Source organism: Micromonospora sp. NPDC005194 (assembly GCF_040608335.1).
Classification (GTDB): Bacteria; Actinomycetota; Actinomycetes; order Mycobacteriales; family Micromonosporaceae; genus Micromonospora.
Genome location: NZ_JBEXIA010000014.1, coordinates 131,689 through 147,813, shown reverse-complemented (window position 1 = coordinate 147,813; position 16,125 = coordinate 131,689). Strand labels below are relative to the sequence as shown.

Below are 16,125 nucleotides of genomic sequence, written 5' to 3'. Positions count from 1 at the left end.
GCCGGTCCCGTGCGGCGGGCCTGCCCCGGCGCGGCCGGCGACGGTCGGGCGGCCCGGTCAGGCCGGATGCTCAATGAGCCTCCTCGGATTCCCCGTCCGCTGCGCGGGGACGCCGGTCGGGCGGTGGGCGCCGCCCAACTCCGTCGTCCACGGCCGGGTCTGCGCGGCCGGCGCCCGCCACCGGGTCAGTGCCCCGGCCGACGGCTCGGCGTGCTGCCCGCCGCCGGCCCCGGCGGGCCCCGCGTCGGGGTCGGTCGCCTCGCCGCCGGCCGGCGCGATGCCCAACTCCCGCATCCGCTCGACGTACGTGCGATAACGCCGCTGCGCCTCGCCGTGCCGCCCGGCCGCGCGCAGCACCTGCACCAACTCCAGGTGGGCGTCCTCGTCGTAGGGGTCCCGGTGCACCAGCCGCATCAGGTAGACCAGCTTCTGGTCCGTGTCCGAGGCGTGCTGGGCCAGAGCCCGCAGCACGCTGGTGTGCGCGACCTGCGCCTCCTCCCGCAGCGGCTGCGCCCAGTCCTCGTACGGGTCGTCGGCGAGGAAGTCCCCGCCGTACAGCTCGTCGGCGCGGACCAGCGCACGGGCCGTGTCCGGGTGTCCGCCCCGCAGGGCGACCTGCGCCTCCTCGGCGGCGGTCAGGAACGTCTCGACGTCCACGTCGATCACGTCCAGGTCGATCGCCACCGAACCCCGGTCGGCCAGCACCGCGCCCCGGCCGCTGGTGCGGCGTCCGGTGCCGAGCACCCGGCGCAACGTGGACAGCAGCACCGACAGCCGGTTCGCGGTCCGCGACGGCGACTCGTCCGGCCAGAGCAGCTCCATCAGCCTGGCCCGGGGCACGGCGCGTCCCCGGTGCGCGACGAGGATCTTCAGCAGGTCCCGTGCCTTCTTGGACTGCCACTCGCCGTACGGGACGACGGCGCCGGCCCGGAACACCCGGAAGTCGCCAAGCGTGTGGATGACCACCGCCGGTACGCGCAGCGTGATCGCGGTGAGCCCGTCGGCGACGCCCGGGTCCAGGCGTACCCCGCAGCGGCGCAGCTTCTGCTCGGCGCCCTCGGCGCCGCGGCGGGCCTGCCGTCCCTGTAGCCGGGCGGCGATCAGCTGGACGGTGGCCTCCTCGGCCGGGTCGCCCAGTTCCCGGCAGAGCGCGGCGGCGTCGTCGAGCAGCCCGGCGGACGCGCGCGGGTCGTCCGCCGCGAGCACGGTGAGCTGGAGCGCCTCGACGAGGGTGGCGCGTCGCCGCCCGACGGTCGCGCCGGTGCGGGCCTCGGCGGCGTCGAAGTGGGCGGCGACGGTGTCACCGCGCAGCAACGCCACCCAGCCGCGGGCCAGCAGGGCGTACGGCCGTTCGGGCTCCCGGGCCATGGTGACCGCCCGTTCGGCGAGATCCTGCGCGGCGCACAGGTCGTCGGCCGCGCGGATCCGCGCCAGCTCGGCCAGGACCCAGGCGGTCGAGACGATGCGCGGCTGACCGCTGCCCACCGCGGCCAGAGCGCTCTCCAACGCCTGCCGGGCCTGCCGCGGCTCCCGCCGGCGGCGGTGCACCATCCCGAGGGCGGCCAGCGAGATCGCCTCGTCGGCGGCGACTCCCGCCAGCTCCCGCAGGCGAAGCCCTGCGGCGCCGTCGGCGAGCGCCTCCTCCAACCGGCCGAGCTGACACTTCGCCACTGCGGTGAGGGTCAGCGCGTACGGCTCGAAACCGGTGTCGCCCGCCACCTCGGTCAGTCGGACGGCAGCCTCGGCGTGCCGCAGCGCGTCGGCGGCGTCGCCGGCCCACAGCAGGTGGCCGGCCAGGTCCAGGTGGACCATCAACCGGAACAGGCCGGCGTCCGCGCGGCGCAGCCCGTCGGTCGCCTCCACACGCCCGCGGGTCGCCGCCGCGTCGCCGGTGGCGGCGGCGAGCAGCACGACCACCCGGGCGTACGCCTGGTGGGCGGTCGGGACGCCGCACGCGTGGGCGGCACGCGCCGCCTCCTCGACGTCGGTGCTGGCGCGCTCGATGTCGTCGTCGAGCAGGTGGTGCACCGCCGCGTGGCAGTACAGCTGCACGGCGTGTGGGCCGGTCGCGCCGATCGGCGCGGTCGCCAGGCGGGCCGTCGCCAGGTGTGGTTCCCCGGCGAGGTGGTGCCGCAGCGCCGCGCGCCAGATCTCCGCGACCGGTGCGTCGGCCGGGTCGGGTGTCGCGGCCAGCAGGTCGGGCTGGGTGGCGAGCCACAGGTGCGCGGCCGCGCGGTCACCGGCGGAGGCGAGGCGGCGCAGCGCCCGACCCGGGTCACCACCCGTAGGGTGTCGTTCTGCGGTCGATGCCTCGTCCCCACCTTCGCTGCGAGCCGGCGTCGACGGGCGCCAGGCATGGTTGACATTGTCTCCGGACATTCACCGCTCCTGTGTTCTCTCGTGGAGGCTCAGGCGAGCGAAGAGACAACCGGGCACTACGAGTCGTCGCCCCCGGCGTGGCTTCCCCCCGGGCCCGATCATTGTCTTCATCGAGCGGCATCGCCATAACCAAAAGAGTCGGTGTACTTACTGACTGCAATGCGCTATCGGCATAAACGCGCACTCAGGTTTCCCTCAGACCGCCGCAACGGCACCCGAACGGCCCCTACAAGCAACTGGCACGGGCGCGGTCCAGACTTCCCGGCATTGCGTGTCGCCCGCCGATCGGAGCTGAGATCCGATGACCGAACAGACAGTTTTCCCTGGCCTTTCCGCCTTTTGGGAACGGCAGCTCACGGACCTCCCGGAGCCGCCGGACCTGCCCTTCGCGCCACCGACCGCCCCTGCCGGGGAAGCCCGTGCGGATCTGCCATGCGACTCGGTCGAGCCGCAGGTCAGCTCGTTGGCCGGCCTGTTCGCGCTGCTGCACCGTTGGGTCGGCGGCCGGGACCTGCTCGCCGAGACGCCGGCCGCGCCGACCGGCCCGGGACGCTGGCTGCCCGTGCGGGTCCGGTTGCCCGAGGATCCCACGTGGACCGAGCTGCGGGACCTGGTCCGAACGGCTCTGCGCGAGGCCCGGGAGCACGACGCGGAATTGCCCGAAACGGTTCCCGACTATCGGCCGGTGGTATCGATTAGCTCCGATCAGGCGCCCCCCGGTTATCGGGGTGCGGTGCGGCTGCTGATCGACGACACCGACGAACGCCCGGCGGCCACGGTGAGCCACCACCCACACGCGACGTCGATCGGGGCGGCGTTGGCCGTGCTGCTCGCCCGGGCGCAGGAGCGGCCCGGAGCGCGCCTGTCCGACCTCCCGCTGCTCGACCCGGCGACGGAACGGCAGGTGGTGATCGACTGGAACGCCACCGACAGCGCCTACCCCCGAGAAAGGTCGGTGCCCGACCTGTTCGCCCAGTGGGTCCGGCAGACCCCGGACGCGCCCGCGCTGCGCGACGGCGAGAGGGTCCTCGCCTACCGGGAGGTGGACCGGCGTGCCAACCACCTGGCGGAGCGTCTGCGCCGGCTGGGGATCGGCGCCGAGACGCTGGTCGGCATCTGCCTCGCCGACACCACCGCCTGGGTGATCGCCGCGCTGGCGACGCTCAAGGTCGGCGCCGCGTACCTGCCGCTGGACCCCGGATACCCGCCGGAGCGGCTGGCGTTGATGTGCCGCGACGCCACACCGGGAGCGATCCTGCACACCGCCGCGCTGGCCGACCGGCTCCCGGACGACGACACGCCCCGGATCGTCGTGGACCGGCTGCCGGCCGACGACGGCCCGGCGGACCCGCCGGCGGTGACCATCCATCCCGACCAGCTCGCGTACGTGATGTACACGTCGGGCTCCACCGGCCACCCCAAGGGCACCGGGGTCAGCCACCGCAACATCGTCCGGCTGGTCCGCGACACCAACTTCGTCGACGTACGCCCGGACGACGTGATGGGACAGGCCGCCACGATGTCGTTCGACGCGGCGACCCTGGAGGTGTGGGGCGCCCTGCTCAACGGCGCCTGCCTGGCGGACCTGGACATCAACGACGTGATCGTGCCGGACCGGTTGCGCGCCCGGCTGCGCGACACCGGCGTGACGATGATGTTCCTGGCCACGTCCGTGGCCCGGCAGGTGGCGACCGAGGCGCCGGACGCCCTGGCCGCGCTGCGCTACCTGACGTTCGGCGGCGAGCAGGCCGACCGGACGGCAGTTGACCGGCTCCGGGCGGCCTGCCCGGACACGACGCTGGTCAACGGGTACGGCCCGACCGAGGCCACCACCTACACCACGACGTACGACTGCGCCCGGCTCACCGCCGCGGACCCGATCGTGCCGATCGGCGGCCCGGTCGCCAACACCCGGGTGTACGTGCTGGACCGGCTCCTGCAACCGGTGCCGCCGGGCGTGCTCGGTGAGCTGTTCATCGGCGGGGACGGGGTGGCCCGCGGCTACCTCGGCCGCCCCGACGCGACCGCCGAGAAGTTCGTGCCCGACCCGTTCGGGCCGCGCACCGGGGGCCGGCTCTACCGCACCGGCGACGTGGTCCGGCAACGCCCGGACGGGTTGATCGAGTTCGTCGGCCGCTCGGACCACCAGGTCAAGATCCGCGGGTACCGGGTCGAGCCGGGCGAGGTGACCGAGGCGCTACGCGCTGGCGGGCTGCTGCGGGACGCGATCGTGCGCGCCGACCGCGACGCCGCCGGGGACGCCCGACTGGTCGCGTACGTCGTGCCCGACGACGGGGTGCGCGTCGAGGCGGTCCGGGAGCGGGCCCGCGAGCAACTGCCCGACCACCTGGTGCCGGCCCTGTTCGTGGTGGTGCCGCGGCTGCCGCTGAACCGCAACGGCAAGGTGGACGTCGCGGCGCTGCCCGCGCCCGACACGGCCGCGACGGGCGACGGTGACGCATCTCCGCGGACACCCACCGAGCGGGCGGTGGCCGAGATCTGGCAGGACGTCCTCGGCGTGCCGGTGCGCCGCCGCGACGACGACTTCTTCGACCTCGGCGGGCGGTCCCTGAAGGCGACCCGGGTCCGCTCCCGGCTCGCCGCCGCGATCGGCGCGGAGGTGCCGCTGCGGCTGATCTTCGACCACCCGACCGTGGCCGGGCTGGCCGCCGCGGCCGACGAGATCAGCGGGGTGCCGGTCGAGCCCACCGAAGCGGCACTGCCGGTCGCGTCGGACGGGCCGCCACCCGCCGACCTCGCCGGCCTGCTCGACCAGCTCGAACAGGGGATCGCCCGATGATCGGAGCCCTCACGCCCGAGCAGTTGCGCCAGCGCGTGGACGCCCTGCCGCCCGAACGGCGGCGGGCGCTCCTCGCCGCGATCCGCGCCGACGGCGACCGGTACGGCATCCACCCGCTCACCGCCGCCCAGGAGTGGATGCTGCTGCTGGCGCAGCTCCGCCCGGACAGCCCGGCCTACCACGTGCCGTACCGGGTGGACCTGCGTGGCGACCTGGACGTGGCCGCGTTGCGCGGCGCGCTCGACGAGGTCGTGGCGCGGCACGAGGCGCTGCGCACGGTGTTCGTGCCGCTGGACGGGCAGTCGTACCAGCTGGTCCTGCCGCCGACCGGTCTGCCGCTGGTGGTCGAGGACGTCGCGCCGGAGCGGATCGACGAGTACGCCGCCGCCGAGGCGGTACGTCCCTTCGACCTGGCCCGGGGGCCGCTGGTGCGGGCCACCCTGTGCCGCACCGGCCCCACCGACTTCGCGCTGCTGCTCTCCCTGCACCACGTGGTGTGTGACGGCTGGAGCATGGGTCTGCTCTTCGAGGAGCTGTCGACGGCGTACGCGGCCCTGCGGGAGGGGCGGCGTCCGGCGCTGCCGCCGGTGCCCCGGGACGTACCGGCCGCGCTGGCCCAGGACCGACTGCTCGGCCCGACCGAGCTGGCCCGGCGGCTGGACTGGTGGCGCGACGCGCTGACCGGTGCGCCGCCGGGGCTCGACCTGCCGACCGACCGGCCCCGCCCGGCCGAGCTGGAGGACGCCGGCCACGAGATCGAGTTCTCCTGGCCACCGGAGCTGGCCGACCGGGTCGCCGAGGCGGGCCGCCGCACCGGCGCGACGCCGTACATGATCTTCGCGGCGGCCTGGGCGGCGTTGCTGCACCGCCGAAGCCAGCAGCCGGACCTGCTGATCGCCACCCCGGTGGCGAACCGGCAGACGCTCGACAGCGAGACCGCGGTCGGCTTCTTCGTCAACACCCTGGTGCTGCGCAGCCGGGTCGACGGTGGACTGACCTTCGCCGCGCTGCTGGATCGGCTGCGGGACTCCGCGCTGACCGCGCTGACCGACCCGGTGCCGTTCGACGCCCTGGTACAGGAGCTGCGCCCGGTCCGCGACGCCGGCCGGCACCCGCTCGCCCAGGTGATGTTCGCCGTCGAGGACGGCTGGGAGCAGCGGCTGACCCTGCCCGGGGTGAGCGTGCTGGCCAGCGGTGAGACGCACACCGGCACGTCCATGTTCGACCTGACGCTGACCGTCATCCCGTACGAGGGCCGCATCGACGGGCGGATCGAGTACCGGACGCGCCTCTTCGACGAGTCCACCGCCCGGGCGCTCGCCGACCAGCTCGACACCCTGCTCACCGCCGCGCTCGCCGCCCCGGACACCCCCGTGGACCGGCTGCCGCTGCTCGACGCGCCCGCCGGACGGGAGCTGGTCGACCGCTGGGCCGCCACCGCGCCCGCGCCGCAGGGCCAGCCGAGCCTGGGCGAGCTGGTCGCCCGCCGGGCCGCGGCGGCACCGGAGACGGTCGCCCTGGCGTACCGCGATCAGGCCCTGACCTACCGGGAGCTGGACGCGCGGGCCGACCGCCTGGCCCGGACCCTCGCCGCCCGGGGCGTGCGGGCCGAGACGACCGTCGGGGTCTGCCTGCCCGCGGGCCCGGACTGGGTGGTCACGTTCCTCGCCGTACTCCGGGCGGGTGGGGTCTACCTGCCCCTGGACCCGCAGTTGCCGGCGGCCCGGCTGGCGCACCTGCTCGCCGACTCCGCCGCCGCGCTGGTGGTCACCACTGCCGACGCGGAGTTGGCGCTGCCCACCACCGGCGTGCCGTTGCTGCGCCTCGACGAGCAGCCGACGGCCGTCGACGCCGCGCTCCCGACGGCAGTCCACCCCGACGCCGCCGCCTACCTGATCTACACGTCCGGCTCGACCGGGCTGCCCAAGGGCGTCCTCGGCACCCACCGGGGGCTGAGCAACCTCGCCGCCGCGCAGGCCCGGCTGGTCGGCGTCCGGGCCGGCGACCGGGTCCTGCAGTTCCACTCGATCAGCTTCGACGTGGCGCTGTCCGATGTGGTCACCGCGCTCACGGCGGGCGCCACGCTGCGCCTGCTCGGCCCGGACGAGCGCACCCCTGGCCCCGACCTGGCCGCCGCGCTCACCCGGCACCGCGTCACGGCGGCCGACCTGCCGCCGGTGGTCCTCGACGCGCTGGACCCCGCCGCAGTGCCCGACCTGCGGATACTCACCGTCGGCGGCGAACCCTGCGCCCCGGACGTCGCCGCCGCCTGGTCGCGCGACCGGCTCCTGATCAACGGGTACGGCCCCACCGAGGCCACCGTCACCGCCACGGCCGCCCACTGCGCGGCCACCGACACCGAGCTGCCGATCGGCCGGCCGCTGACCGGGGTACGTGCCTACGTGCTCGACACCGAGCTGCGGCCGGTGCCACCGGGGGTGCCCGGCGAGCTGCACCTCGGCGGGGCCGGGGTGGCCCGCGGCTACCACGGCGACCCCGCGCTCACCGCCGGGCGCTTCCTGCCCGACCCGTACGCGCCGACACCGGGGGAGCGGATGTACGCCACCGGCGACCTGGTCCGCTGGCGTGCCGACGGGCAGTTGGTCTTCCTCGGCCGGGCGGACAACCAGGTCAAAATCAACGGCTATCGGATCGAGCTGGGTGAGGTGGAGGCCCAACTGCGGCAGTGCCCGGGGGTGCGCCGGGCCGCCGCCGTGGTGCGGACCGACGTGCCCGGCGGTCGACGACTGGTCGGCTACCTCGTCGGCGACGGGTTGGCGATCGACGAGCTGCGCCAGAGCCTGCTCCGGCGGTTGCCCCGCTATCTCGTGCCGAGCGCCTTCGTGGTGGTCCCCGACCTGCCGGTGACGTCCAGCGGCAAGCTCGACCCGTCCCGGTTGCCCGCCCCCACCGTGGCCCGCGCCGACCTCGGCGCCGCGTACGTGGCACCCGACGGCGCTGTCGAACGGGCCATCGCCGACACCTGGCGGCAGGTGCTCGGGCTCGACGACGTCGGCGCGGACGACAACTTCTTCGACCTGGGCGGCACGTCGCTGCTGCTGGCGCGGGTGCAGACCCGGCTCACCGAACGGCTGGGCCGACCGGTGCCCGCCGTCGAGCTGTTCCGCTATCCGACCATCGCGCTGCTGGCCCGGTTCCTCGACGGCACGGCCGCCCCGACGACCGCACCGGCCGGTGGCCGGCGACGAGACGAACGCAAGCAGGCGCTGGCCGACCGGGCCCGCCGGGCCCGCCCGGTGCCGGCGGGGGAGGGACGAGCGTGACCGACCAGGAGACCGGACTGGAGATCGCCATCGTCGGGATGGCCGGCCGCTTTCCCGGCGCCGCCGACATCGACGAGCTGTGGCAGCGGATCCTCGCCGGGGAGGAGACCATCACCCGGTTCACCGACGCGGAGCTGGCTGCCGCCGGCCTCACCGAGGAGGAGCGGCGGCACCCCGACCACGTGCCGGCGCACGGCGCGCTGGCCGACATCGACCGGTTCGACGCCGGCTTCTTCGGCTACTCGCCCCGCGACGCCCGGCTGCTCGACCCGCAACAGCGGCTCTTCCTGCAGACCGCCTGGACCGCCCTGGAACGCGCCGGTCACCTCGCCGGGAACCCCGACCGGCTGGTCGGCGTGTACGCCGCCGCCGCGGCCAGCGGCTACCTCCTGCACCACCTGTTCCGCAACCCGCGGCTCGACTCGGTCTCCGAGTACGAGCTGATGCTCGCCAACGACAAGGACTCGCTGCCCACCCGGGTGGCGTACCACCTGGACCTGCGCGGACCCGCGGTGGCGGTGCAGACGGCCTGCTCGTCGTCGCTGGTCGCCGTGCACCTCGCCGCGCAGGCGCTGCTCGCCCGCGAGTGCGACGTCGCGCTCGCCGGCGCCGCGCACGTCCTGCTGCCCACCGGCACCGGCTACCGGCACGAGGCCGGCGGCATCATGTCCCGCGACGGGCACTGCCGCCCGTTCGACGTGCGCGCCACCGGAACCGTGGGAGGCGACGGCGCCGCCGTGGTCGTCCTGCGCCGGCTGGCGGACGCCCGCGACGACGGCGACACGGTGTACGCGGTCATCCGCGGCTCCGCGATCAACAACGACGGCCGGATGAAGGTCGGCTTCACCGCGCCCGGTGTCGACGGTCAGGTCGCCGCGATCCGGGCCGCCCAGGAGGTGGCCGAGGTCGACCCCGCCACGATCGGCTACGTCGAGGCGCACGGCACCGGCACCGAGCTGGGCGACCAGATCGAGCTGCGCGCCCTGGCCGAGGCGTTCCGGGGCGCAGATGCGAGCCCGGGCGCGGACGGCGGTCGGGGCACCGACGGAGGCCGGTGCGCGCTCGGCTCGGTCAAGTCGATCCTCGGTCACCTCGACGTCGCCGCCGGGGTGACCGGGCTGATCAAGGCCGCGCTGGCGCTGCACCACCGGGTGGTGCCGCCCAGCCCGTACTGCACCGAGCCGCACCCCGAGCTGGCCGGCGGGCCGTTCCACGTGCCCACCACCGCGCAGCCCTGGCCCGACCTGGGCACGCCGTCCCGTGCGGCGGTCAGCTCCTTCGGCATCGGCGGCACCAACGCGCACGTCGTGCTCCAGGCCGCCGAACCGGCAGAGCCGAGCGCCGGCGACGGCCCGTCCGCGCATCTGCTGGTGCTCTCCGCCCGGGACGCCGACGCGCTCGACCGGGCCCGCGACCAGCTCGCCACCCACCTGAGCGAGCACCCCGACGTGCCGCTGGCCGACGTCGCGTACACCCTCGCGGGCACCCGACGGGAGTTCGGCCACCGGCTCGTCACCGTCGCCCGTGACGCCACGACCGCCGCCGCCCAGCTCGCCGACCGTGACTCGACGCTGGTCCGCACCGGCGTCGCCACCGGCACGCCGGCCGGCGTGGCGCTGCTCTTTCCCGGCCAGGGCGCGCAGTACGCGGGAATGGGCCGCACCCTCTACCGCACCGAACCGGTCTACCGGGCGGCCTTCGACCGCTGCGCCGACCTGCTGCGCCCGCACCTCGACGTGGACCTGCGCGCGCTGCTCTGCCCAGCCGGCGACGCGGTCCCGGCCGCACCCGAGCTGGACGAGACCCGGCTCACCCAGCCGGCCCTGTTCGCCGTCGAGTACGCCCTCGCCGAACTGCTGCGCCACCACGGCGTACGTCCGGCCGCGATGGCGGGGCACAGCCTCGGCGAGTACGTGGCCGCCTGCCTGGCCGGTGTCTTCACCCTGCCCGACGCGCTCGCCACCGTCGCCGTCCGCGGCCGGCTCATGCAGGCCCAGGCGCCGGGCTCGATGCTCTCGGTGGCCCTCGGCGTCGACGAGGTGACGGCGCTGCTGCCCGCCGGAGTGGAGGTGGCCGCCGCCAACGCGCCGCGCCTCACCACCGTCTCCGGCGAGACCGCCGCCGTCGCCGCGCTCGCCGCCGACCTGCGCGGGCGCGGGGTGGCCTGTCGGGAGGTACGCACCTCCCACGCGTTCCACTCGGCCCTGATGGACCCGGCCCTGGCCGGCTTCGCCGCGCACCTGCGGGAGGTCCCGCTGCGTCCGCCCACAGTGCCGGTCGTGTCGAACGTGACCGGCGGCTGGCTCACCGACGACGAGGCCACCGACCCCGACTACTGGGTGCGGCAGCTGCGCCGTCCGGTCAACTTCACCGCCGCGGCCACCCTGCTGCTCGGCGAGGGGTACGCGGTGCTGGAGGTCGGCCCCGGTCGCACGCTGGCCACCCTCGTCCGGCAGCACGTTGCCGCACGTGGGGTGCCGGTGGTGACCAGCCTGCCCGCCGAGCGCACGCCGACCGGCGAGGACGACGCCGTCGCCCGGGCCGTCGGCCGGCTCTGGCTCGCCGGGGCCCCGGTGCGCTGGCCCGACGGCCGCGCCGCCGGACGACGTCGGGTACCCCTGCCCACGTACCCGTTCGCGCGTGACCGGCACTGGGTTGACGCGTACCGGCCGGGAACCGTTGCCCCCGACGAGGTCACGCCGGTCACCGCGCCGCCGCCACCGGCCCCGGCCGGATCGGTGACGGCGGGATCGGTGGCGGCGACGGCCTCGACGGGGGACGAGCCGTACGAGGTGGTGCGGCGGATCTGGGTGGACCTGCTCGGCGTCGACGAGATCGGCCCCGACGACGACTTCTTCGAGCTGGGCGGGCACTCGCTGCTCGGCACCCGGGTGGTGGCGCGACTGCGCGACGCGCTCGGCGTCGATCTGCCGCCCGCCGCGATCTTCGAGTCACCCACGCCCGCCGCGCTGGCCCGTACCGTCGCCGCGCTGGCGGGGCCCGCTCCCGCCGTACCTCCGGCGATTTCCCCACCCACGGACGGCGACCTCACCGACCTGCTCGCGGAGATCCGGGCGCTGTCCCCGGAGAGTCTCGCTCGCGAGCTGCACCTGGCCCGACACGAGGAAGGCAACCCCGATGGCTGACGAACACCGCGTGGTGGTCAACGACGAGGAGCAGTACGCCCTGTGGCCGCGGCACAAGGAGGTGCCGGACGGTTGGCGGGACGCCGGCTGCGCCGGCAGCCGCCAGGAGTGCCTGGACTTCGTGACGCGCACCTGGACCGACATGCGTCCTCGCAGCGTCCGCGAACACCTGGCCGCCGGCTGAGCGACCGGTCACCGGCCCGCCGCGCGGCGTCGGTGACCCGGCGATGACGTGCCCGCGCCGGGCTCAGCGACGGCGCAGGGCCGGGTCGAGCAGGGCGGGCGGGGTGTCGAACTTCTCGTGTGCGGCGAGGTCGACGCCCGGCGCGACGATCGCGTCGATCGCGTCCAGCACGTCGGCGGAGAGCACGGTGTCCGCGGCGGCGAGCTGGGAGTGCAGGTGGTCGATCGTGCGGGGACCGATGATCGCGCTGGTCACGGCCGGGTGCGCGGTGACGAACCCGAGCGCGAGCTGGATCATGGTGAGGCCGGCCTCGTCGGCGACCTTGGCCAGTTGCTCGACGGCGTCCATCCTGGCCTGGTTGGCCGCGAGTGCGGTGTCGAAGCGCTCCGGCAGAAGCGTCGACCGGCTGGTGGTGATCTCCCGGCCCGCCCGGACCGCGCCGGAGAGCCAGCCCGAGGCGAGCGGGCTCCACGCCAGCACGCCGAGGCCGTACTGCTCGGTCACGGGCAGGACGTGGGTCTCGATCCCGCGTTGCAGGATCGAGTAGCTGGGCTGTTCGGTGACGTAGCGGCTCAGGTGGTGCTCCCGCGCGGCCCACTCGGCCTGCACGATGCGGTACGCGGGGAAGGTCGACGAGCCGAAGTAGCGGATCTTTCCGGCCCGCTGCAGGTCGGTCAGCGCCGACAGCGTCTCCTCGTCGCTGGTGGTCGGGTCCCACCGGTGGATCTGGTAGAGGTCGACATGGTCGACGCCGAGGCGGCGCAGGCTGTTGTCCAACTCGGTGACGAGCCAGCGGCGTGAGCTGCCCCGGTGGTCGCGCCTGTCGCCCATCGGCATGCCGGCCTTCGTGGCCAGCACGATGTCGTCGCGGCGGCCGGTGATCGCCCGGCCGACCATCTCCTCCGACTCGCCCTGGCTGTACATGTCGGCGGTGTCGATCAGGTTGACCCCGCCCTCCAGGGCGGCGTCGACGATCGCGGTGACCTCGTCCTGGCTGGTGCGTCCCAGCTTGCCGAAGTTCATGGCGCCCAGCACGAGTGTGCTGACCTGGACGCCGGTGCGACCCAAGGTGCGGTACTGCATGGTTGTTCCTCCGTGCTCAAGGGGCGTGGTTGGCCGTGGCCCACCTGCTCTGGCATCCTGAACAAGTGGAACCATGTTCCGCTAACCAATATACGGAACACTGTTCCGTTTGCCAACAGTGATCATGGGAGGTCGGGCGCAGTGGCCGACATCGATAGCGGATCGACGTCACCGCGACCGCGGAAGCGGGCGGATGCGCGGCGCAACGAGGCGACGCTCCTGGACGCCGCCGCCGCGGCCTTCGTCGCGTCCGGCGTCGACGTGCCCGTTCGCGAGATCGCCGCCACGGCGGGCGTCGGCGTCGGCACGATCTACCGGCACTTCCCGACGCGGGCGGACCTGATCGTGGCCGTCTATCGACACCAGGTCGAGGCCTGTGCCGAGGCCGGGCCGACGCTGCTGGCCGCCAGCGGCACCCGGTACGCCGCCCTCGCGCGGTGGATCGACCTCTTCGTCGACTTCCTGGTCACCAAGCACGGTCTCGCCCAGGCGTTGCAGTCCGACAACGTCGCCTTCCAGGCTCTGCACGGCTACTTCCTCGACCGGTTGGTGCCGGTGTGCGCCCAACTGCTCGACGCGGCCGCGGCGGCGGGCGAGATCCGCACCGACCTGAGCCCCGTCGAGCTGCTGCGCGGCGTCGGCAACCTCTGCATCGGCGCGGGCGACCCCCGCTACGACGCGCGCCGGATGGTGGAGATCCTCATCGCAGGGCTGGGCGTCCGGTAGCCACCGTCGGCACCGTCTCGACGCCGCTGGCAGGCCCCCCTCTGCTGCCTGTAGAGCTGCCCCATGCCTGGGGCGGCTCGCGTCGCCCGGAGATTGGGCGCGCCCCCGCTCGGGGGTCCGCCGCACCGAACTGTCAATGTAATGTTGACGGATGACGACGACGCCGTTGGCCGGCCTGGCTGAGGTGCGCGCTGCTCGTGCCCACCTGGACGAGCGGGAGGCGGAGCTGATCGACCGGGCGCGCCACGACGGCGCGACCTGGGCGCAGGTGGCGACGGCGCTGGGGCTCGGCAGCCGGCAGGCCGCCGAGCAGCGCCGTCAGCGCCTGGCGGCCGCGCGACGTGCTCGGCGACACGACCTCGACCGTGGCTACCCGTCGCAGATCGCGGCGTTGCGGGGCGCGGTGGCCGACCTCGGGCGCTGGATCGCGGCGGACCGGCGGTGGGACTCCCGCTTTCCTCGGGCGGCACTCGTTCGGAGCACAGTGGACGCCGCCCTGGACGCCGCCCCGGGCTCGCTCTACGCGCTGGCCCTGCACCTCCGCGCCGACCTCGAAGCCGCAGGCGACCGGCTGCCGCCACCGGTGCGAGTCATGGCGTCGACGGTGGACACCGTGCTGTCAACGAGCCATTGACATCACCCGACGCCATTGCCTGAGCCTGGCTCAAGAATCAGGATGTGAGTCAACTCGGCTCAACCTGGAGGGCTCATGCGGCGCAACGCGGGTCTGTTCGTGGCGATCTCGCTGCTGTCCGGCTTCGGCAGCAGCGCCATGTCCCTGGTGGCCGGCATCTGGATCCTGGACCTCACCGGCTCCACCGGTCTGGCCGCACTGGCCGGGCTCTGCGTGTACGCCCCGGTGCTCGCCGGCCCGTGGCTGGGCGGCCTGCTCGACCGGGCGCCCCGACGGGCGCTGGTGATCGCCGTCAACCTCCTGCTGGCAGCCGCGCTGCTGGCGCTCCTCGCCGTCCGCGGCCCGGGGCAGACGTGGGTCATCTTCGCCGTGTCGTGCGCCTACGGTGTCAGCTATGTGCTGATCGACGCGGGCGAGACGGCGCTGCTGCCGTCCGCGCTGTCGCCGACGGACCTCGGCGACGTCAACGGGTGGCGGTCGAGCGCGCAGGAGGGCATGAAGCTCGTCGCCCCGCTGGCCGGCGCGGGCCTGTACGCCTGGCACGGCGGCCACGCGGTCGCCGTGCTGAGCGCGGCCATGCCGCTCCTGGTCGCCGTTCTGTACCTGGCGGTGCGCCTGAACCGGACGCCGCCCGAACGGCCGACGCGGCGGCATCGCGGCCTGCGCGCCGGGCTTGCGGTCCTGCTCGGACAGCGGACGATCCGCGTACCGGTCGTGCTCGCGGCCGTGTCGATCGCCATGTCGGGCTTCACGACCGCGGCCGTCTACGCGGTCGTCGTCACGGAACTACGCCTTCCGACCACGTTTCTGGGTGTGCTGGCGAGCGCGCAGGGCGCCGGCTCGATCCTCGGTGGCCTGGTCGTCGGCCGGCTCCTCACCCGACGGGGTCCCGCCGCTGTCGGCGTGGCCGGGGCCGTGCTGTTCGCCGTGGGCTGTCTGGCGCGCTGCCTGCCCTGGTGGCCGGCCACGGTCGCGGGTGCCGTCGTCGCCGGCATCGGGCTGCCGTGGACCCTGGTCGCGGCGGTGACCGCCGTGCAGACGCACAGCCCGGCGGCGCTGCTCGGCCGGGTCGCCGCGACGGCCAACACCGCGATGTTCGGCCCGCTCGTCCTGGCGATCCCGCTCGGCTCCGCCGCCGTCCACTTCGGCGGTCGTCCGCCACTGATCGCCGCCGCCGTGCTCTGCCTGACCGCCGCGGCCACCCTGCGCCCGCCCAAGCCACGACAACCCGAAGCGAGCGCCCCGCTCGTGATCGTTGGCAGCTGAGCGGTGCGACACGCCGGCCCCACCACTGCTCAGCCGCCAACGATCACTACCGACAGATGGCGCCAAGGGTGCGACGGGCTGCGAGGGACCGAGATCGATCCGTGGCCGTACCGCCGCTCGGGAGGTATCGGCGGTCGTTAACGTTCCGCCATGCGTCCAGCCCTGTCGCCCCACCCTCCGTCGGTTGACCCACCTTCGAAGGCCCAGCGCACCACGTGGATCGTCGTGGCCGCTCTCGTCGTCGCGTGCCTGGGCGCACTGGCCCTGCCGGTTGGCGGCTTCCTGCTGTGGATGTACACCGGGCCGGACGTGGACGAGCCGCGCGCGGCGGCCGACCAGTTCGTCCGTCGACTGGAGAGCAACGACGACGCCGCAGCGCACGAATCCCTGTGCCGGAGAATCAGGGAACGGACCGATGTGGCGGCGTTCACCGCGGCGGTGGAGCGCCTCGGCCGGCCCGTGTCGCACACCATGGGTCGGGCCGTCTTCACCAACGAGGCCGGAAACAACGCCTCGGTGACCGTCGAGCTGACCGGCCGGACGGGCCAGACCACGACGCTCGACCTGCGCGTGGAGTCGGAGGTCGGCTGGCAGGTGTGCGACGAGTCCTTCGGCTGAGCGCC

General features: G+C 74.6%; 10 protein-coding genes. 8 read left to right on the top strand and 2 right to left on the bottom strand.

Annotated elements, in window-relative coordinates:
- Positions 1–57 precede the first annotated feature (57 nt).
- Positions 58–2,379, bottom strand: coding sequence for a BTAD domain-containing putative transcriptional regulator (locus ABZU53_RS15230; RefSeq protein WP_354855744.1), 2,322 nt, complete (start codon positions 2,377–2,379; stop codon positions 58–60).
- 301 nt (positions 2,380–2,680) lie between these two features.
- Between ABZU53_RS15230 and ABZU53_RS15225 the strand changes: the two genes are divergently transcribed.
- Genes ABZU53_RS15225 through ABZU53_RS15210 form a run of 4 tightly spaced genes read left to right on the top strand, consistent with a single transcriptional unit; the run spans position 2,681 to position 11,793 of the window.
- Positions 2,681–5,179, top strand: a complete 2,499-nt coding sequence (locus tag ABZU53_RS15225) for an amino acid adenylation domain-containing protein (RefSeq protein ID WP_355066413.1) — start codon at positions 2,681–2,683, stop codon at positions 5,177–5,179.
- Complete coding sequence (locus ABZU53_RS15220) at positions 5,176–8,463, top strand: amino acid adenylation domain-containing protein (protein ID WP_355066412.1); 3,288 nt, start codon at positions 5,176–5,178, stop codon at positions 8,461–8,463. The genes ABZU53_RS15225 and ABZU53_RS15220 overlap by 4 nt, the downstream gene beginning before the upstream one ends.
- Complete coding sequence (locus ABZU53_RS15215; RefSeq protein WP_355066411.1) at positions 8,460–11,609, top strand: beta-ketoacyl synthase N-terminal-like domain-containing protein; 3,150 nt, start codon at positions 8,460–8,462, stop codon at positions 11,607–11,609. Before ABZU53_RS15220 ends, ABZU53_RS15215 begins: the two co-directional genes overlap by 4 nt.
- A complete protein-coding gene (locus ABZU53_RS15210; protein WP_007461660.1) occupies positions 11,602–11,793 on the top strand; it encodes an MbtH family NRPS accessory protein in 192 nt (63 codons plus the stop codon). The genes ABZU53_RS15215 and ABZU53_RS15210 overlap by 8 nt, the downstream gene beginning before the upstream one ends.
- 63 nt (positions 11,794–11,856) lie before the next feature.
- Here ABZU53_RS15210 and ABZU53_RS15205 read toward each other — a convergent pair whose 3' ends face one another.
- A complete protein-coding gene (locus ABZU53_RS15205; RefSeq protein WP_355066410.1) occupies positions 11,857–12,876 on the bottom strand; it encodes an aldo/keto reductase in 1,020 nt (339 codons plus the stop codon).
- A gap of 150 nt (positions 12,877–13,026) precedes the next feature.
- On the opposite strand from ABZU53_RS15205, the gene ABZU53_RS15200 reads away from it, so the two are divergent.
- The 4 genes from ABZU53_RS15200 (at position 13,027) to ABZU53_RS15185 (ending at position 16,120) form a co-directional block, all read left to right on the top strand.
- Positions 13,027–13,602, top strand: a complete 576-nt coding sequence (locus tag ABZU53_RS15200) for a TetR/AcrR family transcriptional regulator (RefSeq protein ID WP_354855755.1) — start codon at positions 13,027–13,029, stop codon at positions 13,600–13,602.
- Positions 13,603–13,753: 151 nt separating this feature from the next.
- Positions 13,754–14,236, top strand: a complete 483-nt coding sequence (locus tag ABZU53_RS15195) for a hypothetical protein (RefSeq protein WP_355066409.1) — start codon at positions 13,754–13,756, stop codon at positions 14,234–14,236.
- A 75-nt stretch (positions 14,237–14,311) separates the two neighbouring features.
- A complete protein-coding gene (locus ABZU53_RS15190; RefSeq protein WP_355066408.1) occupies positions 14,312–15,502 on the top strand; it encodes an MFS transporter in 1,191 nt (396 codons plus the stop codon).
- A gap of 225 nt (positions 15,503–15,727) precedes the next feature.
- Positions 15,728–16,120 carry a hypothetical protein gene (locus ABZU53_RS15185; RefSeq protein ID WP_355066407.1) on the top strand — a complete coding sequence of 131 codons (393 nt, stop codon included), beginning with the start codon at positions 15,728–15,730 and terminating at the stop codon, positions 16,118–16,120.
- Positions 16,121–16,125 lie beyond the last annotated feature (5 nt).